21 protein-coding genes are annotated in these 24,528 nt (G+C 62.8%); 10 read left to right on the forward strand and 11 right to left on the reverse strand.

What is annotated here, in order from left to right; translation table 11 throughout:
- Positions 1 to 14: 14 nt before the first annotated feature.
- The 6 genes from AWB78_RS17455 to AWB78_RS17480 form a co-directional block, all read right to left on the reverse strand.
- Positions 15 to 3,305 (reverse strand): PAS domain-containing hybrid sensor histidine kinase/response regulator, encoded by a 3,291-nt coding sequence (locus tag AWB78_RS17455; protein ID WP_232477735.1) that lies wholly within the window; start codon positions 3,303 to 3,305, stop codon positions 15 to 17.
- A 247-nt stretch (positions 3,306 to 3,552) separates the two neighbouring features.
- The gene (locus AWB78_RS17460; RefSeq protein WP_062606391.1) at positions 3,553 to 4,203 is read right to left on the reverse strand and encodes a response regulator; all 651 of its coding nucleotides are present in this window, start codon (positions 4,201 to 4,203) and stop codon (positions 3,553 to 3,555) included.
- 111 nt (positions 4,204 to 4,314) lie between these two features.
- On the reverse strand, positions 4,315 to 5,082 hold the full coding sequence (locus AWB78_RS17465; RefSeq protein WP_232477736.1) for a response regulator: 768 nt from the start codon (positions 5,080 to 5,082) through the stop codon (positions 4,315 to 4,317).
- A gap of 33 nt (positions 5,083 to 5,115) precedes the next feature.
- On the reverse strand, positions 5,116 to 5,763 hold the full coding sequence (locus tag AWB78_RS17470) for a response regulator (RefSeq protein ID WP_074173469.1): 648 nt from the start codon (positions 5,761 to 5,763) through the stop codon (positions 5,116 to 5,118).
- A gap of 453 nt (positions 5,764 to 6,216) precedes the next feature.
- Positions 6,217 to 6,750, reverse strand: coding sequence for a single-stranded DNA-binding protein (locus AWB78_RS17475; protein WP_062606394.1), 534 nt, complete (start codon positions 6,748 to 6,750; stop codon positions 6,217 to 6,219).
- Positions 6,751 to 6,870: 120 nt separating this feature from the next.
- A complete protein-coding gene (locus tag AWB78_RS17480; RefSeq protein WP_062606396.1) occupies positions 6,871 to 8,073 on the reverse strand; it encodes an MFS transporter in 1,203 nt (400 codons plus the stop codon).
- A 345-nt stretch (positions 8,074 to 8,418) separates the two neighbouring features.
- On the opposite strand from AWB78_RS17480, the gene uvrA reads away from it, so the two are divergent.
- The gene (uvrA, locus tag AWB78_RS17485) at positions 8,419 to 11,292 is read left to right on the forward strand and encodes an excinuclease ABC subunit UvrA (protein WP_062606398.1); all 2,874 of its coding nucleotides are present in this window, start codon (positions 8,419 to 8,421) and stop codon (positions 11,290 to 11,292) included.
- 97 nt (positions 11,293 to 11,389) lie between these two features.
- Positions 11,390 to 12,481, forward strand: a complete 1,092-nt coding sequence (locus AWB78_RS17490) for an AI-2E family transporter (RefSeq protein WP_062606400.1) — start codon at positions 11,390 to 11,392, stop codon at positions 12,479 to 12,481.
- A gap of 69 nt (positions 12,482 to 12,550) precedes the next feature.
- Here the strand turns inward: AWB78_RS17490 and purU are convergent, their stop codons facing one another.
- From purU to AWB78_RS17515, 5 genes are read right to left on the reverse strand one after another with little or no spacing between them, the layout of a single operon-like run.
- Positions 12,551 to 13,420 carry a formyltetrahydrofolate deformylase gene (gene purU / locus AWB78_RS17495; RefSeq protein ID WP_062606403.1) on the reverse strand — a complete coding sequence of 290 codons (870 nt, stop codon included), beginning with the start codon at positions 13,418 to 13,420 and terminating at the stop codon, positions 12,551 to 12,553.
- A 32-nt stretch (positions 13,421 to 13,452) separates the two neighbouring features.
- A complete protein-coding gene (locus AWB78_RS17500) occupies positions 13,453 to 14,298 on the reverse strand; it encodes an NUDIX hydrolase (protein WP_062606405.1) in 846 nt (281 codons plus the stop codon).
- A 10-nt stretch (positions 14,299 to 14,308) separates the two neighbouring features.
- On the reverse strand, positions 14,309 to 14,923 hold the full coding sequence (locus AWB78_RS17505) for a LysE family translocator (protein WP_062606408.1): 615 nt from the start codon (positions 14,921 to 14,923) through the stop codon (positions 14,309 to 14,311).
- Between the two features lies 1 nt (position 14,924).
- Complete coding sequence (locus AWB78_RS17510; RefSeq protein ID WP_062606409.1) at positions 14,925 to 15,491, reverse strand: adenine phosphoribosyltransferase; 567 nt, start codon at positions 15,489 to 15,491, stop codon at positions 14,925 to 14,927.
- A 60-nt stretch (positions 15,492 to 15,551) separates the two neighbouring features.
- Positions 15,552 to 17,546, reverse strand: coding sequence for a monovalent cation:proton antiporter family protein (locus AWB78_RS17515; RefSeq protein ID WP_062606411.1), 1,995 nt, complete (start codon positions 17,544 to 17,546; stop codon positions 15,552 to 15,554).
- Between the two features lie 159 nt (positions 17,547 to 17,705).
- Here AWB78_RS17515 and kdsD point away from each other — a divergent pair, with 159 nt between their 5' ends.
- From kdsD to ptsN, 8 genes are all read left to right on the forward strand, one after another.
- Positions 17,706 to 18,689, forward strand: coding sequence for an arabinose 5-phosphate isomerase KdsD (gene kdsD, locus AWB78_RS17520; protein WP_062606413.1), 984 nt, complete (start codon positions 17,706 to 17,708; stop codon positions 18,687 to 18,689).
- Entirely contained in the window at positions 18,689 to 19,228 is a 540-nt protein-coding gene (locus tag AWB78_RS17525; RefSeq protein WP_062606415.1) for a KdsC family phosphatase, read from the forward strand. Before kdsD ends, AWB78_RS17525 begins: the two co-directional genes overlap by 1 nt.
- 4 nt (positions 19,229 to 19,232) lie before the next feature.
- Entirely contained in the window at positions 19,233 to 19,835 is a 603-nt protein-coding gene (gene lptC, locus AWB78_RS17530; protein WP_062606417.1) for an LPS export ABC transporter periplasmic protein LptC, read from the forward strand.
- Between the two features lie 30 nt (positions 19,836 to 19,865).
- The gene (lptA, locus tag AWB78_RS17535) at positions 19,866 to 20,552 is read left to right on the forward strand and encodes a lipopolysaccharide transport periplasmic protein LptA (RefSeq protein WP_062606419.1); all 687 of its coding nucleotides are present in this window, start codon (positions 19,866 to 19,868) and stop codon (positions 20,550 to 20,552) included.
- 11 nt (positions 20,553 to 20,563) lie between these two features.
- Positions 20,564 to 21,331 carry an LPS export ABC transporter ATP-binding protein gene (gene lptB / locus AWB78_RS17540; protein ID WP_096031804.1) on the forward strand — a complete coding sequence of 256 codons (768 nt, stop codon included), beginning with the start codon at positions 20,564 to 20,566 and terminating at the stop codon, positions 21,329 to 21,331.
- Between the two features lie 153 nt (positions 21,332 to 21,484).
- Positions 21,485 to 23,002: an RNA polymerase factor sigma-54 gene (locus tag AWB78_RS17545; protein WP_062606423.1), complete on the forward strand. Its 1,518-nt coding sequence runs from the start codon at positions 21,485 to 21,487 to the stop codon at positions 23,000 to 23,002.
- A 184-nt stretch (positions 23,003 to 23,186) separates the two neighbouring features.
- Positions 23,187 to 23,546: a ribosome hibernation-promoting factor, HPF/YfiA family gene (gene hpf, locus AWB78_RS17550; RefSeq protein ID WP_061147280.1), complete on the forward strand. Its 360-nt coding sequence runs from the start codon at positions 23,187 to 23,189 to the stop codon at positions 23,544 to 23,546.
- Between the two features lie 375 nt (positions 23,547 to 23,921).
- Positions 23,922 to 24,413, forward strand: a complete 492-nt coding sequence (gene ptsN, locus AWB78_RS17555; protein ID WP_332460105.1) for a PTS IIA-like nitrogen regulatory protein PtsN — start codon at positions 23,922 to 23,924, stop codon at positions 24,411 to 24,413.
- The last annotated feature ends 115 nt before the right edge of the window (positions 24,414 to 24,528 follow it).

Here is a 24,528-nt window from a genome sequence, read left to right on the forward strand (position 1 = left end):
CCGCGCCGCGTTCGTCAAAGCATCGTTGCGCCTTGCGCGTCGATGCGCTCGACAAGCTGCTCGCAGCGCTCGATCAGCGCAAGCCCTTCGCGGCGACGCGCGTCCCGGGTCTTGACATGCAGGTCGCGTCGGAACTGCTCGAGCGCGGTGAGCAATGGTCGATACTGCAATACGCTCGCGGCCCCGACGACACGATGGTGCCATTCCCGCAGATCATCGACGGTGCCGCGATCGAGCAGGTGCCGAAGCGCGACGAGGTCCTCGCGGAACGACGATACGAACGCATCCAGCAAGGCCTTCACTGTCGCTTCGCTGCCCCACAGTTGCGCCATGGCGCTCAGATCGAGTTCGTCATCGTCGCGTGGCTGCGCAGCGATGACTTGCGATGCATGCGCGTCGAGATCGGGTATCGCGCTAGCGGCGGCCCACCAGCGGTTCAGATGCTCGCGCAACATGGCAAGCCGGGTGGGCTTCACGAGACAGTCGTCCATGCCCGCCTCGCGGCACCTGCGCAACTCGTCGGGGGCGGTGCTCGCCGTGATGCCGAGAATCGGCAGACGACGCGCCGTGCCGGCTTCGTCGGCTCGAATACGGCGGGCGAGCTCGTACCCGGTGACGTGCGGCATGTGACAATCGGTGATCAGGAAGCCATAGCGTGTATCCGCGAGCGCCACGAGCGCCTCGGCGCCATCGTGCACGACGTCGCACGCGAATCCGAGCAACGAAAGCTGATGACGGATCAGTTCCTGGTTGACCGGATGATCTTCCGCCACGAGCACGAGCTTGCCGCTGCGCAGGGCGTCTTCGCGGTCCGGCGCAGCCATCTTCGTCTCGTGCAGAAGCGCGGCGCCCGATGCGATCTGCGGCATGCCGGTCATTGCAGCAACGCACGCCGCCATGAGTCCGTGCCATGAGATCGGATTGACGCTCACGCGGATGTCGTTCTCCAGAATGCGGTATCCAGTCGGCTTGGGCTTCTCGGTCAGGTGGATGACGCACGACCCCGCCGACACAGCGCGCTTGTGCGCATCGCCCAGGAAAACGATGTCGATATCATCCAGCAGTTCCGGCGCCGACTGCGCAAGCTCGGCAGGTGCAAAGCGCTGTAATTCGAGACCAAGCGCATCGCCATAATGCATGAGCGCAGCCCCCACACGGTCGTCGTCGATTGCGACGATGCCTCGCTTGCCGCGCAGCCCCTCGATCTGGTAGTTGAATCTCTCGACGGGCATCGTCATACGCACAGTCATGGCCGTTCCGACGCCGATCTCGCTCCTGAGACTCATCGTGCCACCCATCAGTTCGACCAGGCGATTGCAGATCGTCAATCCGAGCCCCGTGCCGCCGAAGCGGCGCGTCGTGGACGTCTCAGCCTGCACGAACGGCTCGAACAGGCTCTGCTGGGCCTCGGGCGCGATGCCGATCCCGGTATCCTGCACGCACAGTTCGATCACCTGCACCGACTTGCGTTGCTCGACCGCGCGCACATGAAGCGCGACCTCGCCTTTAATCGTGAACTTGATCGCGTTGCTCATCAGGTTGAAGAGGATCTGCCTGAGGCGCACGCTGTCGCCCCGGACGATCGCCGCCACTTCCGGCGCCACGTCGACGCGCACGCGCAGGCCCTTTTCATGCGCGCGCCCGGCGAGCAGGCCGACGGCGTTATCCACCAGTTCGCGAAGATCGATCGATGTCTTCTCGATCGTCAGGCGGCCGGCCTCGATCTTCGAATAGTCAAGGAGATCATCGAGAATCTGCAGAAGCGCGCTCGCGGAGTCCTGGATCATGCCGAGCATCTGCGATTGATCGGGATTGAGCGGTGTATTCTCGAGCACTTCGACGAGCCCGAGGACGCCGTTCATCGGCGTGCGGATTTCGTGGCTCATCATTGCCAGGAAATTGTCTTTCGCGCGCGATGCGGCCTCGGCGGTATCGCGCGCGCGCGCAAGCTCTTCCGCGCGGGCATGCTCCACGCTGGCGTCGGCCCAGTAGCCGCTCCAGACCACGGCGCCGTCGTCGTCGCGGTGCGCGACGAGGTCCGCGCGGATCCAGCGAGTTACCCCTGCGATGGTCGAGCGGAACTCCGTATGCAACGGCTCGAGCGTGCGCGCCGACGTCTCGATCTCTACGAGCAGACGAGGGCTGTCCTCGGCGTGGACGTGCGTCAGTGCATGAATCGGATCGTCAGCCAGCGCGACCACATCCAGACCGAGCAATTGTCGAGTATCGCCGTCGATATAGGGAAGACTGTATGTGCCGTCGTTCGCGCGGCGCAGCTGGAATACGACCGCCGGCAGCGAGCGGGTGACGTCGTGAAGGCGGCGCTCGGTCTGCCGCGCGCGAGTTTCGGCATCGCGAATGTCTGTGATGTCGATCATCGTGCCGACGACGCCCGCCCGTTCGCCATTCGACGCCGTGAAGGCGCCCGTCCAGAAAAGGCCGTGGCGCGAGTGGTTCTCGTTGTCGAGGAATTCCACTTCGACCTCCTGCCGCTCGCCGGTGGCCAGGGTCACGCTCGCCAGGTCGTGCAGCACGCGGCTGTGCTCCGCGCCCCATGGCGACACTTCGAGACTCGTACGGCCAAGAATGTCGTCGCGTTGAATGCCGAGCGCGTCCTCGAACGCACGGTTCACCGCGATATAGCGGTTTTCCATGTCCTTTGCGACGAGCGGATAGGGAACCACTTCCATCATCGTCTGCTGAAAACTGAGCTGGGTGCCGAGCCGCTGCTCCGTCTCCATTCGACGGGTCATCTCCTGTTGCAGTCGGACAAGCGCACGAAGCGTCACGAACAGCACAGCGGCAAAGGCGATGAGCACCGGCAGCAGGCGCAACGCAGTAACGTTCCAGGCAGGCGTAACCGGCGATTGAGCCTCGTCCGCCTGCGCAACCGCCCGCCGGATCAGCAGATCGAGTGGCTGAAGTTCGGCGTGCATGTCGTAATTCAGCCGTCCTGGCGCGCTCGGGGCCACGATCATGTCGATCTCGCCGCGCTGAAACGCCGCGGCCGCCCTCGCCCAATCGATGAAGCGCCTCGGTTCGAACGTAACGCCGAGCGACCTTTCGATTTTCGCAAACGCCACTTCCGGCGCCTCCAAAGAGGCATCGCCGGATGCGCGAATCACGCCGACCACGATCGGCTTCAACGTGCGCAGGTAACTGCGCTCCGATTCATCGAGCTTGAATACGTCGGCTGCGTCCTTCGTATCGGTGTGGACGTCAGCGGTTGGATGCGGAACGCCGGAGTGACTGACCGGCTCGGCCGCCTGGCTGAAAGATGGCGCGGTCAGGCAGAGAAGAATCAACCAACGCGCGAACAGTGATCTCAATTCGAAGCCCTCGGATGCGGGCCGACGCCTGCAACTACAGTTGCATCGCCGGCTGAGCAAGGCCGCGAGGACGCCGACTTGCCGCTCGTGACGGCTGGACGTCCTGCGCTTCATGCTTGCCTGTAGAGCAAATGTCTCGAGTCTGATCCGCAACGCCTCGGGTTCGAATCGGAACGCTCCCAATTTCCTCTGAAATTAGGCACGGCTGACGGACCACGCTGATTCAGATCAATCCGACCTGTTGCAGATAAGCAACCAGCTCCGTTTCACTTTCGAGTCCCAGCTTGCGCATGCCGCTGCGCTTTTGCGTGGCGATCGTCTTGCGACTGCGCCCGAAGTGATCCGCAATCTCTTGAACGAGAAGACCTTTGGCATAGAGCTGGAACACTTCCCATTCGCGCGGGCTCAGCACGCCAGCGCGGGCTGGCGAGGTAGGGGGTAGATGACTGACCGCCTCCTCGACTGACGGCGAAAGAAAGCAGCCGCCCGCTTCTGCCACGAATATCGCGTCACTCAGGTGTTCGAGCCCGTCGCGCTTGTCGATCACGCCTTCCACGCCGAGCTGGACGAGACCGGCGAGCATGCGCGTCTGACAGATCATCGTGAGCACGATGACCTTCGGCCGGCTTTCTTGCCAAAACAAGCGCCTTAGAAAGGCGATCGAACTGCTCTCGCCATCGATGCCGCGCATGCCGATGTCCGAAAAGACGAAATCGCACGGCGTCGCATCGACCGCCTCGGCGAGTTCCATTGTGTCCCGCGCTGTCGCGACGACTCGCACGGACCCGTCTCGTTCCAGAAAGCTTTGCACTCCTTTGACGACGACCGGATGGTCGTCCGCGACGATCGCTCGTAACGGCGTTTTTTTTCTCATTCTTCTTATGCGTTTTGTTGAGATTGCCCTGACGCTTCAGTCGCACGTCGACTGAGCGCTGTCTCCGCGCCGGGCTTTCGATGAATTTGATTCGTGCGCTGCGGGAGCCGACTAGATCAGGCCACTATCCGCGATGAATCGGTACAAGTCGGCATCGGTCGACAGATCCAGCTTCCGCATGGCTGCGCACTTCTGCGCGCTGATTGTTTTCACGCTGCGCTGCAGCCCCTTTGCGATTTCGGTGACATTTGCGCCTCGTGCATAGCGCTCGATGACGTCGAGTTCGCGGCTCGTGAGTCTCTGGCGAATGAACCGCACGTGACTTTCCGCGTCCGCTAGTGCCAGCGTGCGCCGTATCGCAGGCCCGAGGTAGGTCTCGTTCGCCATTACCGAGACAATGGCGACGTAGATCAGATCGAGACGGTCCTCTTTGCTGAGAAACGCGTGGGCTCCCGCTTCCAACGCTTGTTTGACGATTAATGCGTCGTCACTGCGGGTAAGGACGACGATGCGAACATGCGGATAATGGGCTGCCAGATGCTGGATCAACTCGATTCCGTCGCCGTGGCGCCCGCCCGGCATGAAGAAATCGATGATCGCAACGTCGCACTCGCCCCTTGCGAGCGACTCTTCGAGTTGCGTCGAATTCGCGCTTCGACTCACCACCTCGACATTGGGAAAATTTCCCGCAAGCCTCTCAATCGCAAGAATGACGAGGGGATGATCATCCGCTATCCCCAGCCTTATGCGTTTAGCGTGCGAGAACACTTGGCTCCCATTCCCGAACTCCATCGACCCAAACCCCTTCACGTCTAGCGGACCTGAATCCGCATCCAAAAATGAATTACAAGCATCGGGCACCGAAACACCGAGATACATAAGATGCATCCGAAATGAAATAGTAATGTGGAATCAGCCCAGTCCGCGGGCGCGCACAAATGCGAACAGCCCGGGATCGTTTTTTACACCGAGCTTATTCATTGCATCGCGCTTCTGTCGGCTGATCGTGCGGACGTCGCGCTCGAGTTCCTTCGCGATCTCCGTGATCGAATGTCCCTTGGCAAACAATCGGACGACTTCGATTTCCCGCGGAGACAGCCGTGGCTCTTCCGCGGAGAAGTCCGCCTCGGCGCCTGCTTCGGCGAGCGCGGCGAGAAACGACGCACTCACAAAACGCCGGCCGACACTCGCATGCCGCACGGCGGTCCCTACAAGCTCGATAGGCTCGGCCTTGTTGACGAGGCTCATTGCGCCGGCGTTCAAAATCGAGCGCAGGATCGCGACGTTGCTCACACTGGTGAGCACGACGATGCTGATATCGGAAAATTCCTGACGCACCTTGCGGATGAGACGGAGCCCGTCATTCGCATCGATACCCGGCTCGGGCATGGCGAAGTCCGTTACGAGAATATCGCAGGGTTTGATGGCGAGCTCGGCCAACAAGGCGCTAGCGTTATTCGCTTCGCCAACGACTTCCATTCCATCGTCGGCCGCAAAGAGCGCCTTCATTCCAAGTAGAACGAAAGGATGATCGTCGGCCAGTACTATTCGAAGCTTCAAGAGGACCCCCAGTTATATTGTTTTGTCTTGATTGAATTTGTTTGAAGATCAAGGGCACTCGTCGAACTAATGCTAATCGAAGCTCGAGAGCGAGTTATTTTCCTAGGTTTTCGGGTTTTCGCTGCCTAAAATCCAGGAACCAGTTCGCCGGGGAGAATACTTACCCTTGACATCAAGCAAATGAATACTGCCTTTTATCTCTTGAATAATTATGTAGAAAGTAGAATGCTAATACTTAGTACACCATAAGAAAAATCCGATTAGCTTTCGAGTGCCTTTTGGCTCAAATCGAAGCGCCGATTCATCCCTGCGATTCCGAGAGATTAATATGGGCCGATGAAAAAAGGTGGGCGCGCGCCATAATTCAGAAAGCGCCTCGCCGGAACAAAAAAAGGGCCTCGCGCTGTCACAGCCGAGGCCCATCGTGCGATGTGCGAATTTGTCGCGTGATCGTCAGAACGGAATATCGTCGTCCATGTCGTCGAAGCCGCCGCCCGCCGGTGCGCTCGGACGGCTCGAACCGCCGCCCGCGCCGCCCGCCCCACCGCCGCCGCTCGCGCGTCCGCCCGCAGGCGCGCGTCCACCGCCGCCGGAACGTTCCATCGGAGCGCTGCGGCTGTAGCCACCGTCATCCCCACCGCCGCCCGCGCCGCCGCGGCCGCCGAGCATCTGCATCTGATCGGCGACGATTTCCGTCGAATAGCGCTCCTGGCCCGATTGGTCGGTCCACTTACGCGTGCGGATCCGCCCTTCGATATAGACCGACGAGCCCTTCTTCAGGTACTCGTTCACGATCTCCGCGAGCCGTCCGAAGAATGCCACGCGATGCCACTCCGTGAGTTCCTTGAATTCGCCCGAAGCCTTGTCCTTGTAACGGTCCGTCGTCGCGAGACGGATGTTGGCCACGGCGTCGCCGCTCGGGAGATAGCGGGTTTCCGGGTCGGCGCCCAGATTGCCCACGAGAATGACCTTGTTGACTGATGCCATGATTTCTCCGGTAGATTCCTTGCTAACTGACAGCCGCACGGTGCGATTTGGATAGTCCGGTCTTTCAGACGCGGATTGGGACGTACCGTGCCGGCTCGATTCGATGATTCAAAAAGTTTTTCAGGCCGCGTGGCCGCTTCTGCGCGGCGGCGGTTTCATTCCTGCCGCGACGACGAGCCAGGCGAGCACCAGCGCCGAACATGCGAAGAAGACCGCGCTCGGTCCGTCGAGCTTCAGCAGCCAGCCGCCGATCACCCCGCCGAGCGCAAGGCCGATCGACTGCGTCGTGTTGTACACGCCCGCCGCCGCGCCCTTTCTCGTGCCCGGCGCGAGCTTCGATACCAGGGACGGCTGCGACGCCTCCAGCACGTTGAAGCCGAGAAAGTACACGAACAGAATGGCGGCCACGGACCACAGCGTATGGGGAGCGGCGCCCAATAACAACTGGCCGATCAGGATAAGCCCGATCGCACTCAGCATGACGCTCTTCATTTTTCCACGTTTTTCGGCGGCGATGATGGCTGGAACCATCATGACGAACGCCAGCGCCATCACGGGCAGGTAAATCTTCCAGTGCGATGCGACCGGCAGCCCGCCCGCCTCCAGAATGCGCGGCACGACGAGAAACAGCGCCGTCTGCGTGGCGTGCAGCACGAGCACGCCGAAGTTCAGCCGCAGCAACTCGACGTTATGCAGCACTTCGGCGAACGGCGCCTTGACGTGGACCGGATGCGCGGGCGGATCGGGCACGATCCAGAACACGACGCCGACCGCGAGAATCGACAGCACGCCGATCACCGTGAAAAGCCCGCTCATGCCGACCCAGTGAAACACGATCGGCGCGCCGACGATCGCCACCGCGAACGACACGCCGATGCTGCCGCCGACCATCGCCATCGCCTTGGTGCGGTTTTCCTCGCGCGTCAGGTCCGCGATGAACGCGATCACCGCCGACGACACCGCGCCCATGCCCTGAATCACGCGCCCGGCGATGATCCACGCCATCGAATGCCCGACGGCCGCGACGAAGCTGCCGAGCGCGAACACGAGCAGGCCGAATGCGATGACCGGCTTGCGGCCGAACTTGTCGGAGATCCATCCGTAGAAGATATAGAGCATCGACTGCGTGACGCCGTAGGCGCCGAGCGCAATGCCGACCAGCAGAACGTTGTCGCCGCCGGGGATGGTTTTCGCGTAGACGGAAAACACCGGCATGATCATGAAGAGCCCGAGCATGCGCAGCGCGAAGATAGCGGCGAGCGACACGGTCGCGCGCAACTCCGGTGCGGAGAGACGTGTGGACGTGGCAGACGGATTGGACATCAGAAACGGGAAAAGGATGAGGGTCGCGTCCGGCCTGGCGCGCGGCGCAGCCAGGCGCGGCCGCCTTGTTCTTGCTCGAAACGGCACTATATGGAACGCACGGCGCGAACGCGCCGCTCGTCCGGCCAGCGCGCGCCCCGCCCAAGGCCAGCAAGCCCCCGCGCCGGCCGATCGACGCGCATCCGGCCCTCCGGGCCCGGGCGCTGCGCCCTTCAAAAGTCGTTATAGTAGCAGGTTTGGCCCCCTCTCTTTCCGCACGGCGCGGGCAGCATGGCCCGTCGGAGCAGATGAAAGCGCCGCTGAAAACATCCGAAAATCCCGGAACAAACTCGCCGGAACCAACTCGTGGAAGAAATTCGCATTCGTGGGGCTCGCACCCACAATCTGAAGAACGTCAATCTCGACTTGCCGCGCCACAAGCTGATCGTGATCACGGGGCTGTCCGGGTCGGGCAAGTCGTCGCTCGCATTCGACACGCTTTACGCCGAAGGTCAGCGGCGCTACGTGGAAAGCCTTTCGGCCTATGCGCGGCAATTTTTGCAGTTGATGGAAAAGCCGGACGTCGATTTGATCGAGGGTTTGTCGCCTGCCATTTCCATCGAGCAAAAGGCCACTTCGCATAATCCGCGCTCGACCGTCGGCACCGTCACGGAAATCCACGACTATTTGCGCCTTTTGTACGCGCGCGTCGGCACGCCGTATTGCCCGGATCACCTGATTCCGCTCGAGGCACAAAGCGTCTCGCAAATGGTCGACGCCGCGCTCGCGCTGCCCGAGGAAACCAAGCTGATGATCCTCGCGCCCGTCGTCGCGGACCGCAAGGGCGAGCATGTCGAATTATTCGAGGAAATGCAGGCGCAGGGTTTCATCCGCTTTCGCATCCGCTCGGGCGGCGGCACGGCGAACGAAGGCGTCGCGAAAATCTATGAAGTCGATTCTCTTCCCAAGCTGAAAAAGAACGACAAGCACACGATCGACGTCGTGATCGACCGTCTGAAAGTGCGGCCGGACGTGAAGCAGCGTCTCGCCGAATCGTTCGAAACGGCGCTGCGTCTGGCCGATGGCCGCGCGATCGCGCTCGAAATGGATACGGAGAAGGAGAAGCTCTTCAGTTCGAAGTTCGCCTGCCCGATCTGCTCGTATTCGCTGCCGGAACTGGAGCCGCGCCTCTTCTCGTTCAACAATCCGATGGGCGCGTGCCCCGAGTGCGACGGCCTCGGCCAGATCACGTTCTTCGATCCGAAGCGGGTGGTCGCGCATCCGTCGCTGTCGCTGGCGGCGGGCGCGGTGAAAGGCTGGGACCGGCGCAACCAGTTCTATTTCCAGATGCTGCAGAGTCTCGCGGCGTTCTACGAGTTCGAAATCGACGCGCCGTTCGAAGACTTGCCCGAGAAAGTGCGCAAGATCCTGCTGTACGGCTCGGGCAAGCAGGCCATTCCGTTCTCGTACATCAACGAGCGCGGGCGCGCATCGGTGCGCGAGCATGCGTTCGAAGGGATCATTCCGAATCTGGAGCGGCGTTATCGCGAGACGGATTCCGCCGCCGTGCGCGAAGAGCTCGCGAAATATCAGAACAATCAGCCGTGTCCGGCGTGCGAAGGCACACGGCTGCGGCGCGAGGCGCGCTTCGTGAAGGTCGGCGCGGAAGATCAGGCGCGCGGCATCTACGAAATCAGCGGCTGGCCGCTGCGCGACGCGCTCGGCTATTTCCAGACCCTGCGCCTCGAAGGCGCGAAAGGCGAAATCGCCGACAAGGTGATCAAGGAAATCGTCGCGCGGCTGTCGTTCCTGAATAACGTCGGGCTGGATTATCTGTCGCTGGAACGCAGCGCGGAAACGCTTTCCGGCGGCGAAGCGCAGCGCATCCGGCTCGCATCGCAGATCGGCTCGGGGCTGACCGGCGTGATGTACGTGCTCGACGAGCCGTCCATCGGACTGCATCAGCGCGACAACGACCGGCTCATCAACACGCTCAAGCATCTGCGCGATATCGGCAACTCGGTGATCGTCGTCGAGCACGACGAGGACATGATCCGAATGGCGGATTACGTCGTCGACATGGGGCCGGGCGCGGGCGAGCACGGCGGCGTGATCGTCGCGCAAGGCACGCCCGTTCAAGTGCAGAAGGACTCGAACTCGATCACCGGCCAGTATCTGTCCGGCAAGCGCACCATCAGCTATCCAGCCGAGCGCACCGTGCCGGACGAGCGCATGTTGCGCATCGTCGAGGCGCACGGCAACAATCTGAAGCGCGTGACGCTGGACCTGCCCGTCGGACTGTTGACCTGCGTGACGGGCGTCTCCGGCTCGGGCAAGTCGACGCTCATCAACGACACGCTGCAGCATGCGGTCGCGCAGCATCTGTACGGCTCGGCGACGGAGCCTGCGCCGTACGAGTCGATCGAAGGTCTGGAGCACTTCGACAAGGTCATCGCCGTCGATCAATCTCCGATCGGCCGCACGCCGCGCTCGAATCCGGCCACCTACACGGGCCTTTTCACGCCGATCCGCGAGCTTTTCGCGGGCGTGCCGGCGGCGAAGGAGCGCGGCTACGATCCCGGCCGCTTCTCGTTCAACGTGAAGGGCGGTCGCTGCGAAGCGTGCCAGGGCGATGGCGTGCTGAAGGTGGAAATGCACTTCCTGCCCGATGTCTACGTGCCCTGCGACGTGTGCCACGGCAAGCGCTACAACCGCGAAACGCTCGAAGTCCAGTACAAGGGCAAGAACATCAGCGAAGTGCTGGATCTCACGGTCGAAGCCGCGCACGAGTTCTTCAAGCCGGTGCCGGTGGTCGCGCGCAAGCTGAAAACGCTGCTCGACGTCGGTCTCGGCTATATTCGCCTCGGCCAGTCCGCGACGACGCTATCGGGCGGCGAGGCCCAGCGCGTCAAGCTTTCGCTGGAACTGAGCAAGCGCGATACCGGTCGGACGCTGTATATCCTCGACGAGCCGACGACCGGTCTGCACTTCCACGACATCGCGCTTTTGCTCGAAGTGATCCATCGATTGCGAGATCAGGGTAATACTGTCGTAATCATCGAGCATAATCTCGACGTAATCAAAACCGCTGACTGGGTCATCGACCTCGGTCCGGAAGGCGGCGCGGGCGGCGGGCAGATCATCGCCCAGGGGACGCCGGAGCAGGTTGCGAAATCGAAGGCGAGTTTTACCGGCAGATATCTGGCACCCTTGCTGCAACGGGCCAAATCGGCTGCCTGAGCCACGGCGCCGGGCGCCGCCAGCCGGGCGGCTCGAATGCGCCGCGCGCCGCGGCACGAATAATCGTCGTATGCAGTTGGGGAAAAGGAACGCAGTCATGGCGAAGCGCAACGAAGCGGCCAACGAGGAGGGGCGTGTACGGGACTTGCCCACCCGCCACGTCAGGCTGACGAGCGACATGAGCTTGCCGAAGCTGTCGGCGGTGGAAATCGGCAGCTATCTCCTCGCGTTCTTCGCGATGTGGCTGGTGCTCAATCTGAAGCTCCTCGGCGGGCTGCTCGCAGGCATGCTGGTGTTCCAGCTCGTGCATATGATTTCCCCGGCCATCGAGCGCCACGTGGTGAGCAAGGGCGCGCGGCTGATCGCGGTCGGGCTGATCTCCGCGATCATCATCGGCGGGCTGACGGGCGCGACCGTCGCCACGATCGAGCATTTCGAGCACGACGTCCCGAGCGTGCAAAAGCTGCTCGACCAGTTGATGAGCATCACGTCGAGCGCGCGGCTGCGCGTGCCGGACTGGATCGCGAACTATCTGCCGGTCGATGCCGGCCAGATGAAGGACAAAGCCACCGAGCTGATGCACAAGCACGCCGAGATGCTCCAGCAAGGCGGCAAGGAGATGGCGCGCGGCTTCGGGCATGTCGTGATCGGCATGGTCATCGGCGCGATCATCGCGGTCAGCGCGCCCAAGCAGACGCATCACCGCCTGCCGCTGTCCACGGCGCTCATCGCGCGCGTGTCGCGCTTCTCGGACGCGTTTCGCCGCATCGTGTTCGCGCAAATCAAGATATCCGCGATCAATGCAGTCTTCACGGCGCTTTATCTGCTCGTCGCGCTGCCGCTCTTCCACGAAAAGCTGCCGCTCTCGAAGACGCTCGTGCTCGTCACGTTCATCGTCGGATTAATGCCGGTGATCGGGAACCTGATCTCGAACACGATCATCGTCGGGATTTCGCTGTCGGTGTCGTTCGGCACGGCGGTCGCGTCGCTCGCGTTCCTGATCATCATCCACAAGCTCGAATACTTCCTGAACGCGCGCATCATCGGCGGGCAGATCGAGGCGCGCGCGTGGGAACTGCTTCTCGCGATGCTCGCGATGGAAGCCGCGTTCGGCATTCCGGGCGTGATCGCCGCGCCGATTTTCTATGCGTATATCAAACGCGAGCTGATTTACTTGCGGCTGGTCTGATCGGGTTCGGCCCGGCATAAACAACAACGCCCGCAAACTTCTGCGGGCGTTTTTGCGTCCGGCGAACGCTCAACGGAACACAACCGTCTTGTGCCCGTTCAGCAAAATGCGATGCTCCGCATGCCACTTCACCGCGCGCGCGAGCGTCACGCATTCGACATCGCGGCCGATCGCCGTTAGCTGATCCGGCGTCATGTTGTGATCGACGCGCTCCACTTCCTGCTCGATGATCGGGCCTTCGTCGAGATCCGACGTCACGTAGTGGGCCGTCGCGCCGATCAGCTTCACGCCACGGTCGAACGCCTGATAGTACGGCTTCGCGCCCTTGAAGCTCGGCAGGAACGAGTGATGGATGTTGATCGCGCGGCCGGAAAGCTTCGCGCACAGCTCCGGCGACAGAATCTGCATGTAGCGCGCGAGCACGACGAGATCGGTGTCGTGCTGATCGACGATTTCCATCACGCGCGCTTCCTGCGCGGCTTTCGCTTCCGGCGTGGCCTTGAGCAGCGGCAGATGATGGAACGGAATGTCGTAGCTCGCGGCGAGCTGATAGAAATCCTTGTGATTCGAGATGATCGCCGGAATCTCGATCGGCAATTGCCCGGTGCGATAGCGGAACAGCAGATCGTTCAGGCAGTGGCCGATTTTCGACACCATGATGACGACGCGCGGTTTCACCGAAGCGTCGTGCAATTCCCAGCGCATGCCGAAGTCATCGGCGAGATCGGTGAAGGATTGGCGCAATGCGTCGATGCCGGGATCGCCGCCGACTTCCTGAAAATGCACGCGCATGAAGAACTCGCCGGTGCGGCTGTCGCCGAACTGCGCGGAGTCGAGGATATTCGCGCCGAGGTTGAACAGGAAGCCCGACACGGCATGCACGATTCCCGGGCGATCCGGGCACGACAACTTCAGATAGAAACTATGTTCGGTCGACATGACCTTTCCTCGTTCGTTTGATTCTTCGAAATCTAGTTCTGCGGCGGCTCGAACAGCGCGGCGATGCCTTCGCACGCGTCCTCGTCGATCCACTGATGGCGCAGCATGCAATCGAGCGTCGCGAGACTGGCGTCGACGGTGAGCCGGCCCTCCTCGATCCAGCGCGCCACGTCTTCGATGCGCGCGAGGCGATGCTCGCCGACTTCGCCGTCCTGATTGCGCGGCGCGAAGTCGGGCGGCAGAAAGACGTCGTACACGAAGATCTGCTCGGCCTGCGTGCCTTCGGGCAAGGATTGCAGCACATGGAAGGTGCGGCCGCGCCCGGCGGTTCGCGCGAGATCCGCGCTCATGCCCGCCTCTTCCCAGCATTCCTTCACGAGCGTCGGCGTGAGTTCCAGGCCCCAGCCGATGCCGCCCGCCACGACGTTGTCGAGCATGCCGGGATCGGTCGACTTGGTGTCGCTGCGGCGCGCGATCCACAACTGCGGCGCCTTATCCCGATATTTTACGATGCCGTTTAGATGTACCGCGTAGGTCATCGTGCCGAAGAAGCGCGACGCCGCGCGCTCGATGAACGCGAGCGGCGCGGCGTCGAAGTCGTTGCGGATCGCGTAGGTTTCGTCGCGCCAGCCGGGGATTTTGCCTTCGGCGTACAGCGCGCCGATGACCGCGCCGAGCGCAGCGCTGCGCGCGTTCACATCGGCGAGCGCGGCGTTCAGGCGCACCGATGTCGTGTCGATGTCGAATACGTCTGGCCAGCGGCGCAGCGCGTCGACATCGGAACGGCGAATCCAGCCGACGCGTTCATCGTTGATGAAAAACGGCGCGTGCGCGGCGGCGTCGAAGCGGCGCGCGGAAATGATGGCGGGCAGAGTCATGCGCAAAACCTCAGTCGCGCAGCGCGACGCGAATGCCCAGCGCGATGAACGTCGCGCCCGCGAGCCTGTCCAGCCACACGCCGACACGCGGACGGCGCTTCAGCCATACGCCGATCATCCCCGCGCCGATGCCGAACAGCGAAAACACGACGACCGTCTGCAGCATGAACAGGCCGCCGAGTTCGAACATCTGCAGCATCACGCTTTGCGCGCCGTGCGGATCGACGAACTGCGGCAGGAACACGATAAAGAACAGCGTGACTTTCGGATTCAGCATGTTGCCGATGACGCTCTGGCGGAACACGGTCGAAAGCGGCTGGCTCGGACGCGCGTGCGCGGTGGCGAGACCGTGGCTGCGCAAGGCCTTGATGCCGATCCACACGAGATACGCGGCGCCCGCGAGCTTCACCGCCTGAAACGCCATCGGCGACGAGCGCAGCAGCGCCGCGACGCCGAGCGCCGCGAGTGTCGTATGAAAGATCACGCCGAACGCGAAGCCGAGCGCCGCGACGACGCCCGCGAGCCGCCCTTGCGAGATGCCGCGCGCGAGCACCTGAAGGTTGTCCGGACCGGGCGCGACGGTGATCGCGACGGACGCAGCGAGAAAGAGCAGGAAATTGGGCATGTCAATGTCCGGAGAATTCGCACACGGTATAGAGCGGCACGCCGTTTTCGCGCAGCAGCTTCGAGCCGCCGAGATCCGGCAGATCGATGATCGCCGCTGCCTCGACCACTTCCGCGCCGAGCCGCTCGAGCAGGATCTTGCCGGCCATCATCGTGCCGCCGGTCGCGACCAGATCGTCGACGATCACCACGCGGTCGCCCGGCTTGCACGCATCCTCGTGGATCTCGACCGTCGCGCTGCCGTATTCCAGTTCGTACGACTGCTCGAGCGTCTTGTACGGCAGCTTGCCCTTCTTGCGGATCGGCACGAAGCCGAGGCTCAGCTCGTAAGCCAGAATCGGTCCGATGATGAAGCCGCGCGCATCCATCCCGGCGATCACGTTGACGTTCTCGTCGATATAACGCTGCACGAACAGGTCGATCAGCATGCGCAGCGCCTTTCGGTCTTGCAGGATGGTCGTGATATCGCGGAACTGCACGCCGGCTTGCGGCCAGTTTTCGACGGTGCGCACGCGCTCCTTGATGAAACGCGCGGCGTCGAGCTGGGCGTTCGAAGGGGTAATGGACATGACTTCTCCGGAGTCCGCGCCGTGAGGCCGCGCGTTCGCCTTGGTGACAAATGAGGTAGGTTACGCCGCCCGGCGATTGCGCGAGAGCCGTTCCTCGGCTTGCGCCAGCACTTCGGGCAGGCCGCGCAGCACGACGATGTCGTTCGCGCGCAGCTTGGTGTCGGGGTCGGGTGCGACGCCGCGGATGCCGTGGCGGCGGATCGCGGTCACCTCGACACCATTGCCGACGAGCCCGAGATCGTCGAGCGAATGCCCGACCGCCTCGGAATTCGCGTCGATCGGTACGGATTGTAGCCGCACCTGCTCGTGGCCATCGTCGTCGTCGACGTCGTCGGCGCCGTGGAAGTAGCCGCGCAGCAGGCTGTAGCGCGCATCGCGCATCTCCTCGACGCGCCGCACGACGCGCCGCATCGGCACGCCCATCAGCACGAGCGTGTGCGACGCGAGCATCAGGCTGCCCTCGACGATCTCGGGAATCACTTCCGTCGCGCCCGCGGCGGTAAGCTTTTCGAGATCGGCGTCGTCGACGGTGCGCACGATCACCGGCAGCGTGGGCGCGAGCTCGTGGATGTTGTGCAGCACGCGCATCGCGGAAGGCGTGTTCGCGTAGGTGATCGCGATCGTCGCCGCGCGATGCAGGCCCGCCGCGAGCAGCGACTCGCGCCGCCCGGCATCGCCGAACACGACCGATTCGCCCGCCGCCGCCGCTGCCGCGACGCGGTCCGGGTCCAGATCGAGCGCGACGTAGGAAATGCCTTCCTGCTCCAGCATGCGCGCGAGGTTCTGCCCGGCGCGGCCGTAGCCGCAGATGATCACGTGGCCGCTCTGCTTCAGGCTCTGCGTCGCGATCTTCGTCATCTGCAGCGATTGCAGCATCCATTCCGTCGACGACAGCCGCAGCACGATCCGGTCCGCGTTCTGGATGATGAACGGCGCGGCGAGCATCGAAAGCAGCATCGCGGCGAGCAGCGCCTGCAGGACGATCGGATCGACCAGATGGGAATCCAGAATCAGGTTCAGCAGCACGAAGCCGAATTCGCCCGCCTGCGCGAGCCCGAGGCCCGTGCGCATCGCGACGCCCGGCGTCGCGCCGAAGAGCCGCGAGAGACCGGTGATCATCACGGCCTTGAGCAGGATCGGCACGACGAAGAAGCCGAGCACCAGAAACGGATGCTCCCAGATCACGCGCGGATTCAGCAGCATGCCGGTGGTCACGAAGAAGAGACCGAGCAGCACGTCGCGAAACGGCTTGATGTCCTCTTCCACCTGATGCCGGTAAGGCGTCTCGGCGATCAACATGCCCGCGATGAACGCGCCGAGCGCGAGCGACAGCCCGAATTTATCGGTGATGAACGCGGCGCCCAGCGTCACGAGCAGCAGGTTCAGCATGAACAGTTCTTGCGAGCGGCGCCGCGCGACGAGATCGAACCAGCGCGTCATGAACTTCTGGCCGATGAACAGCAGCACCGTCAACGCGACGACGATCTTCACCGCCGCGATGCCGAGCCACATCGCGAGCTGCGACGACTGGCCGTTGCCGAACGCCGCGATGATGATGAGCAGCGGCACGACGGCCAGATCCTGGAACAGCAGCACGCCGAAGATGTTGCGGCCGTGCTCCGATTCGAGTTCGAGACGCTCGGCCAGCAGCTTGCTCACGATGGCGGTGGAGGACATCGACATCGCGCCGCCGAGCGCGAAGCTCGCCTGCCACGACATGTGCATCCAGAAACTGGCGATCCAGCCGAAGAGCAGCGCGAGCGCGATGGTCGCGCCGACCTGGCTCGCGCCGAGACCGAACACGATGCGCCGCATCGAGCGCAGTTTCGACAGCGAGAACTCGAGCCCGATGGAAAACATCAGGAATACGACGCCGAATTCGGCGAGATGCTGCGCGCGGTCCGCATCCGGCGCGATCCCCGCTGCGTGCGGCCCCACGATAATGCCGACCGTCAGATAGCCGAGCATCGGCGGCAGATTGAAATAGCGAAATACGACGACGCCTGCCACGGAGCAGAGCAGCAGCAACAGCGTCATTTCGAGCGGAGAGGTCATCCGTCTAGCGTCCTCGTTCGTCAGCGTTCCGAGGCGCGTGCTTCATGGCGCTCCGGCATCTCAATAAGCCCCTGACGACAGGGCCTGCGGGGGCGGATAGGCGGCGGCGCGCCAAGCCCCGGCGGGGCGGCTCGGAATCGCCTTTGCTATACTCCGCGAATGATAGCGAAAATCAATGGCGACCGGGCGCTGGCGCTGGCTCGCAACGTAATTGAGATCGAAGCCGACGCCGTTCGCGGGCTTTCCGAACTCCTCGACGAAAACTTCACCAACGCGGTCGAAACGCTGCTCGGCTGCCGCGGCCGCGTGGTCGTGTCCGGCATCGGCAAATCGGGCCATGTCGCGCGCAAATTCGCCGCGACGCTCGCGAGCACGGGCACGCCCGCGTTCTTCGTGCATCCGGCCGAAGCGAGCCATGGCGACCTCGGCATGGTCACCGCCGACGACATTTTCATCGCGCTGTCCAACTCGGGCGAAACCGAGGAGCTCGTTGCCATTTTGCCGCTCATCAAGCGGCTCGGGGCGAAGCTGATCGCGATCACCGGCCGTCCCGAATCCAGTCTTGCGCAACTGGCGGACATGCACCTGAACGCGCGCGTCGAAAAGGAAGCGTGCCCGCTGAATCTCGCGCCTACGGCCAGCACGACCGCCGCGATGGCGCTCGGCGATGCGCTCGCCGTCGCCGTGCTCGATGCGCGCGGCTTCGGCCCCGACGACTTCGCGCGCTCGCATCCGGGCGGCGCGCTCGGCCGGCGCCTGCTCACCTACGTGCGCGACGTGATGCGCGTGGGCGACGAAGTGCCGGTCGTGTCGCTCGATGCAACCGTTTCGGACGCCCTCTTCCAGATCACCGACAAACGCATGGGCATGACGGCCGTCATCGACGAGAACCGTCACGTTCACGGCATCTTCACCGACGGCGACCTGCGCCGTATCCTGCAGCGCGACGGCGATTTCCGCGCGCTCAGAATCGCCGATGTCATGACGCGTAATCCGCGCACGATCGCGCCGGACCATCTCGCGGTGGAAGCAGTGGAACTGATGGAGCGCCATCGCATCAATCAGATGCTGGTCGTGGACGCCGATGCGACGCTGATCGGCGCACTGAATATGCACGACCTGTTCTCCAAGAAGGTGATCTGATGGCGCAGAAGCCCCCCACCGCCGCCGAGCGCGCGAGCCGCATCAAGCTGATGGTGTTCGACGTCGACGGTGTGTTCACCGACGGCAGCCTCTACTTCACCGCCGACGGCGACACGATGAAGTCGTTCAACTCGCTCGACGGCCACGGCGTGAAGATGCTGCAGTCCGTCGGCGTGCAGACGGCGATCATCACGGGGCGGCAATCCGGTATCGTCGCGGCGCGAGCGCGCGAACTGGGCATCACCCATTTGTATCAGGGCGTCGCCGATAAAACCGTCGCACTCGCGGAGCTGCTCGAAGCGACCGGCATCGCCGCCGACGAATGCGGCTACATGGGCGACGACTGGCCCGACCTCGCGGTCATGCGCCGCTGCGGCTTCGCGGCAGCGCCGGCGAACGCGCATCCCGAAGTGATCCAGCGCGTGCATTGGGTCGCGGAAGCGCGCGGCGGTCACGGCGCGGTGCGCGAAGTCTGCGACGCGGTCCTGCGCGCGCAGCATCGCTACGACGAACTGCTCGCGGCGGCGCTCGGAGGCTGAACCCATGCAGCGCCCCGGAAAGCTCGCCTCGCTATTGCCGCTCGTCGCCGTGGCGGCACTCGCCGGCGGTACCTACTGGCTGTTGCAGGCCACGCTGCCTCCGGCCCAGCAGGCGCCGAAGCAGGAAAAGCGCCATACGCCAGATTACTTCGCGAACGACTTTTCCGTTTCCGAGCTCGACGCCACCGGCTCGACGCAATATCGTCTGACGGCCAAGTCGATGGTGCATTACGAAGACGACGAAATCAGCGATCTGACGCTGCCCGCGATGCGCATGTTCCAGCCGCAGAAGCCGACCGTCACGGCCACCGCCCAGCGCGGCACGGTCAACGGCGACGTCTCGGTCGTCGATCTCTACGACGACGCGCGCATCCTGCGTGCGGCCGGCTACGGAGATCCGCAGATGCAGGCTGATTCGCAGCATTTTCGCGTGCTGGTGAACGACGATGTCATCGAAACGGAAAAACCGGTTAGACTTCAGCGCGGCCCGTCCGTGATGACGGCCGATGGCATGAACTACAACAACGTGACCCGGGTAATGAAGCTCTTCGGTAACGTGCGCGGTGCGATCGCCGCCACGGATATCAACGGCGGCTCGTCCAAGTAATCCCGGCACTCCCATCCGAATTGTGACTGCATGAACGAAAGGTTCCCTCGTCCCGATGGCGACCATGCGCGCGCAACGCCCGCGCGCAGCACCACGCACGCCGCGCGGGCCGGGCTCGCTGCCGCCCTGACCATCGCCGTGGCGCTGGTTGCGTCGCCCGCGCACGCCGAGAAGGCCGACCGCGACAAGCCGCTCAACATCGAAGCGGACAACATGTCTTACGACGATCTCAACCAGAAGAACATCTTCACCGGTCATGTGGTCGCGACCAAAGGCACGATCGTCATCAAGGCCGACCGCGTGGAAGTCACGCAGGACCCGCAGGGTTATCAATACGCGACGGGCACGTCGAGCGGCAACAATCTCTCGTACTTCCGTCAAAAGCGTGATGGCGTGGACGAATACATCGACGGCAATGCCGTGCGCATCGACTACGACGGCAAGAACGACTTCACCAAGCTCACGACGCGCGCCGTCGTGCGCCGCCTGCAAGGACTCACGAAAGTGCAGGACGAAGTGCACGGCAGCGTGATCACCTACGACGGCCAGAAAGACTTCTACACGGCGAGCGCCGGCAAGGACCAGGCCGGTCCGGGGAATCCGAGCGGCCGGGTGCGCGCGATGCTCGCGCCGCGATCGGGCGGCGCCGCGCCGCTGAACGGGTCTCCCGCCACGCTTTCTCCGTCGAACACCATTCAAGGAACGCCGCCGCAGTGAATTCGCCCGCCATGCCCCACCGTAAGCCGGAAGGCCAGTCGAGTTCGCTCGTCGTCCGCAATCTGAAGAAGCGTTACGGGTCGCGCACCGTGGTGAAGGACGTGTCGCTCGACGTGAAGAGCGGCGAGGTGGTCGGCCTGCTCGGCCCGAACGGCGCGGGCAAGACCACGTCGTTCTATATGATCGTCGGCCTCGTGCCGCTCGATGCCGGCGAGATCGATCTCGACGGCAACTCGATCAGCCTTCTGCCGATCCACCAGCGCGCGCACCTCGGCTTGTCGTATCTGCCGCAGGAAGCATCGGTGTTCCGCAAGCTCACGGTCGAACAGAACATCCGCGCCGTCCTGGAGTTGCAGACGGACGCATCGGGAAAGCGCCTGTCCAAAGACGCCATAACGCAGCGTGCGGAAGCCTTGCTCGACGAATTGCAGATCGCGCATCTGCGCGAGAATCCGGCGCTGTCGCTTTCGGGCGGCGAGCGCCGTCGCGTCGAGATCGCGCGCGCGCTCGCGACCAATCCGAGCTTCATTCTGCTCGACGAACCGTTCGCGGGCGTCGACCCGATCGCCGTGCTGGAAATTCAGAAGATCGTGAAGTTTTTGAAGCAGCGCAACATCGGCGTCTTGATCACCGACCACAACGTGCGCGAGACGCTCGGCATTTGCGACCACGCGTACATCATCAGCGACGGCTCCGTGCTCGCGGCGGGCGCGCCGAGCGAAATCATCGAGAACGAAAGCGTGCGGCGCGTCTATCTTGGCGAGCATTTCCGCATGTGAGCGCGCATATGTATGGCCGGCGCAAATAGTGCGCCGCATCAAGCCACATCCGCAAAAATTACGTGCCGCCCTCTCGGGCGGCACGCGCTTTTTTGGAGTCGCCGCAAGGTTTCGCGCGCGTGGCAAACTCTCTACAATGATTAAAACTTTGCCATGAAAGCCAGCCTCCAACTCCGCCTCTCGCAGCATCTTGCGCTGACCCCGCAACTTCAGCAGTCGATCCGGCTGCTGCAGTTGTCGACGCTCGAACTGCAGCAGGAAGTCGCGATGGCCATCGCCCAGAATCCGCTGCTCGAGAACGAGGACGACTGGATCGCGAGCCCGCTGCGCGTCGCCGCGGACGGCTCGCTGATCGCATCGCCGGCAGCGCCGAGCGCCCCGTCCGAGCCGATGATGAGCAACGGCTCGACATCGGGCACCTCCAGTTCCGAACGTTCGGAAAGCAGCGAACCGCAGGGCGTCGACGAATACAACGGCCTGGGCTCCGACAGCAGCACGGATTCCAGTTCGTGGAATCTGGAAGACTACGGCCGCTCGAACAACGCGTCCGACGACGACGATCTCCCGCCGCTGCAAATCCACGAATCGACCACGACGCTGCGCGACCATCTGACCGCGCAGTTGCGCATGACCGCGGCGAATCAGCGCGATCGGGCGCTCGTCACGTTTCTGATCGAATCGCTGGATGAGGATGGCTATCTGACCTCATCGCTCGATGAAGTCCAGGCCGATCTACCCGAAGAGCTCGAAGTCGAGATCGATGAACTGAGCGCGGCACTCGCCTTGCTGCAGAGTTTCGATCCGCCGGGTGTGGGCGGGCGCTCGGCGTCGGAATGTCTGAAGCTGCAACTGCTTCGGCTCGATGGCTCGGCCACGCGCACGCTCGCGCTCGAAATCGTCACGAACCATCTGGAGCTACTTGCGGCGCGCGACTTCACGCGTCTGCGCAAGCAACTCAAGGCAAACGACGACGCGCTCAGGGACGCGCATGTGCTGATCAAGTCGCTGGAGCCTTTCCCGGGCGCGGCGTACGGCAAGAGCGAAGCGGACTATGTGGTACCGGACATTCTCGTCAGGAAAACCGCGAGCGGATGGACGGCGGAGCTGAATCCGGAGATCGTGCCGCGGCTGCGCATCAACCATTTGTACGCGAACATCCTGCGCAACAATCGCGGCGATCCGGGCAGCGGCTCACTGCGTCAGCAGCTTCAGGAAGCGCGCTGGCTCATCAAGAATATTCAGCAGAGGTTTGAGACGATTCTGCGTGTCGCGCAGGCGATCGTCGAGCGTCAGAAGAACTTTTTTGCACATGGCGAAATCGCCATGCGGCCCTTGGTTTTGCGGGAGATTGCTGATACGCTGGGGCTACACGAATCGACGGTATCTCGTGTGACCACAGGCAAGTACATGCTCACCCCATTCGGGACGCTTGAATTTAAGTACTTCTTTGGATCGCACGTGTCGACCGACACAGGAGGCGCGGCATCGTCAACGGCGATCCGGGCCCTCATCAAGCAACTGATAGGAGCGGAAGACCCCAAAACTCCTCTTTCAGACAGCCGCATCGCCGAACTGCTGGCGGAACAAGGATTCGTGGTCGCGCGGCGCACGGTAGCCAAATACCGCGAAGCCCTCAAGATCCCCGCAGTGAATCTGCGCAAGTCTCTATGACCCGTCTCTGTAGTCCATCGCGTGTTGCGATGGGCGTTTACCGGCCGCATCGCGAAAGCGCGGACGAGCCGGCCGATGCGACCCATCTTTCAGGCGCGCCAGGATGACGCGCTGACGGGACGCACAGCCGACCGGTATCGGACGAGCCGACGTGATCTCACGGCCATTAGCTTGGAGAGCAACTATGAATCTGAAGATCAGTGGACACCACCTCGAATTGACGCCTGCGTTGCGCGAGTACGTGATCACGAAGCTGGACAGGGTGCTCCGTCATTTCGATCAAGTGATTGACGGCAACGTTGTCCTCTCGGTCGACAATCATAGGGAAAAGGAAAAGCGGCAGAAGGCAGAAATCAACCTGCATCTCAAGGGCAAGGACATTTTTATCGAGAGTTGTGACGCTGATATGTACGCGGCCATCGACCTGATGGTCGACAAGCTGGACCGTCAAGTCATCAAGCACAAGGACAAGATTCAGGGCCATGCCCACGAGTCCGTGAAGTATCGCGGTGAGCCGCACGAAGTGGAAGCGCCGTCGCCCTGAAGCCGACCGCGCGCGTGCCCGCCACCGATCACGGATGACAGCGAATCCCGCCGCCACGGGACGGCGGGCATATTCGAGGAAGTCCTCGAATATCCGGAACGGATCGATCCGGGCATGCACAGAAGCGAAGCCGCCCCGACTGGCGGCTTTTTTGTTGGATTTTGGCCGTCGCGAGGCACAAGCCATTGATTTTCATGGCTTTGTCCTGCACATTTGGGTCGAAAGCAGTGCCATGGCGCGGCGCACCATCGGACAGTGGCCTGTTCTATAATGGTCCGGTTAATTTCGGGTAACACGTCAAGGATCGCTGTTGGGAACGCCGCCAGCGCACTTTCGTTTCATCATCGCCGTGAGCGCTTTCAGACAGCGGCCACGATGAGGAGCTATCAGGCCACGCATCAGCCTGCCAACATGAATCGTTTAGCCAAATTTCTTCCCATCGAGAACGTGGTTCTCGGACTGTCCGTTACCAGCAAGAAACGTGTATTCGAGCAAGCGGGCCTGATCTTCGAGAACCAGAACGGCGTCGCCCGCAGCACCGTCACCGACAATCTCTTCGCTCGTGAGCGCCTCGGCTCGACCGGGCTCGGCGAAGGCGTCGCCATTCCGCACGGCCGCATCAAGGGGCTGAAGCAACCGCTCGCCGCTTTCGTGCGTCTCGCCGAACCCGTCGCGTTCGAATCGCCCGACGGCCAGCCGGTCTCGCTGCTGATCTTCCTGCTCGTGCCCGAGCAGGCAACACAACAGCATCTGGAAATTCTCTCGGAGATCGCGCAACTGCTCTCCGACAGCGAGGCGCGCGAGCGTCTGCACAAGGAAGAAGATCGTGACGCGCTTTATCAAGTGCTCACGCAATGGCAGCCGTAATCGCCGCGCAAACATAGCAAATCGCGTCTGTAGCCCGCCCCGCGCCGCTCGCGCGCCCAGGGGCGCCTCGCTTACGCGAAGCTTCTAGGGCACAATCGGTCAAACGCAGCGCCAT

This window comes from Caballeronia calidae (assembly GCF_900044055.2).
In the GTDB taxonomy this organism is placed as follows: Bacteria; Pseudomonadota; Gammaproteobacteria; order Burkholderiales; family Burkholderiaceae; genus Caballeronia; species Caballeronia calidae.

Bases quoted from the DNA above. Each gene is read 5' to 3' on its own strand.
- AWB78_RS17460 (WP_062606391.1), bottom strand. From the start codon at position 4,203: ATGAGAAAAAAAACGCCGTTACGAGCGATCGTCGCGGACGACCATCCG.
- AWB78_RS17465 (WP_232477736.1), bottom strand. From the start codon at position 5,082: ATGTATCTCGGTGTTTCGGTGCCCGATGCTTGTAATTCATTTTTGGAT.
- AWB78_RS17475 (WP_062606394.1), bottom strand. From the start codon at position 6,750: ATGGCATCAGTCAACAAGGTCATTCTCGTGGGCAATCTGGGCGCCGAC.
- AWB78_RS17480 (WP_062606396.1), bottom strand. From the start codon at position 8,073: ATGTCCAATCCGTCTGCCACGTCCACACGTCTCTCCGCACCGGAGTTG.
- AWB78_RS17490 (WP_062606400.1), top strand. From the start codon at position 11,390: ATGGCGAAGCGCAACGAAGCGGCCAACGAGGAGGGGCGTGTACGGGAC.
- purU (WP_062606403.1), bottom strand. From the start codon at position 13,420: ATGTCGACCGAACATAGTTTCTATCTGAAGTTGTCGTGCCCGGATCGC.
- AWB78_RS17500 (WP_062606405.1), bottom strand. From the start codon at position 14,298: ATGACTCTGCCCGCCATCATTTCCGCGCGCCGCTTCGACGCCGCCGCG.
- AWB78_RS17505 (WP_062606408.1), bottom strand. From the start codon at position 14,923: ATGCCCAATTTCCTGCTCTTTCTCGCTGCGTCCGTCGCGATCACCGTC.
- AWB78_RS17510 (WP_062606409.1), bottom strand. From the start codon at position 15,491: ATGTCCATTACCCCTTCGAACGCCCAGCTCGACGCCGCGCGTTTCATC.
- AWB78_RS17515 (WP_062606411.1), bottom strand. From the start codon at position 17,546: ATGACCTCTCCGCTCGAAATGACGCTGTTGCTGCTGCTCTGCTCCGTG.
- kdsD (WP_062606413.1), top strand. From the start codon at position 17,706: ATGATAGCGAAAATCAATGGCGACCGGGCGCTGGCGCTGGCTCGCAAC.
- AWB78_RS17525 (WP_062606415.1), top strand. From the start codon at position 18,689: ATGGCGCAGAAGCCCCCCACCGCCGCCGAGCGCGCGAGCCGCATCAAG.
- lptC (WP_062606417.1), top strand. From the start codon at position 19,233: ATGCAGCGCCCCGGAAAGCTCGCCTCGCTATTGCCGCTCGTCGCCGTG.
- lptA (WP_062606419.1), top strand. From the start codon at position 19,866: ATGAACGAAAGGTTCCCTCGTCCCGATGGCGACCATGCGCGCGCAACG.
- lptB (WP_096031804.1), top strand. From the start codon at position 20,564: ATGCCCCACCGTAAGCCGGAAGGCCAGTCGAGTTCGCTCGTCGTCCGC.
- AWB78_RS17545 (WP_062606423.1), top strand. From the start codon at position 21,485: ATGAAAGCCAGCCTCCAACTCCGCCTCTCGCAGCATCTTGCGCTGACC.
- hpf (WP_061147280.1), top strand. From the start codon at position 23,187: ATGAATCTGAAGATCAGTGGACACCACCTCGAATTGACGCCTGCGTTG.
- ptsN (WP_332460105.1), top strand. From the start codon at position 23,922: ATGAGGAGCTATCAGGCCACGCATCAGCCTGCCAACATGAATCGTTTA.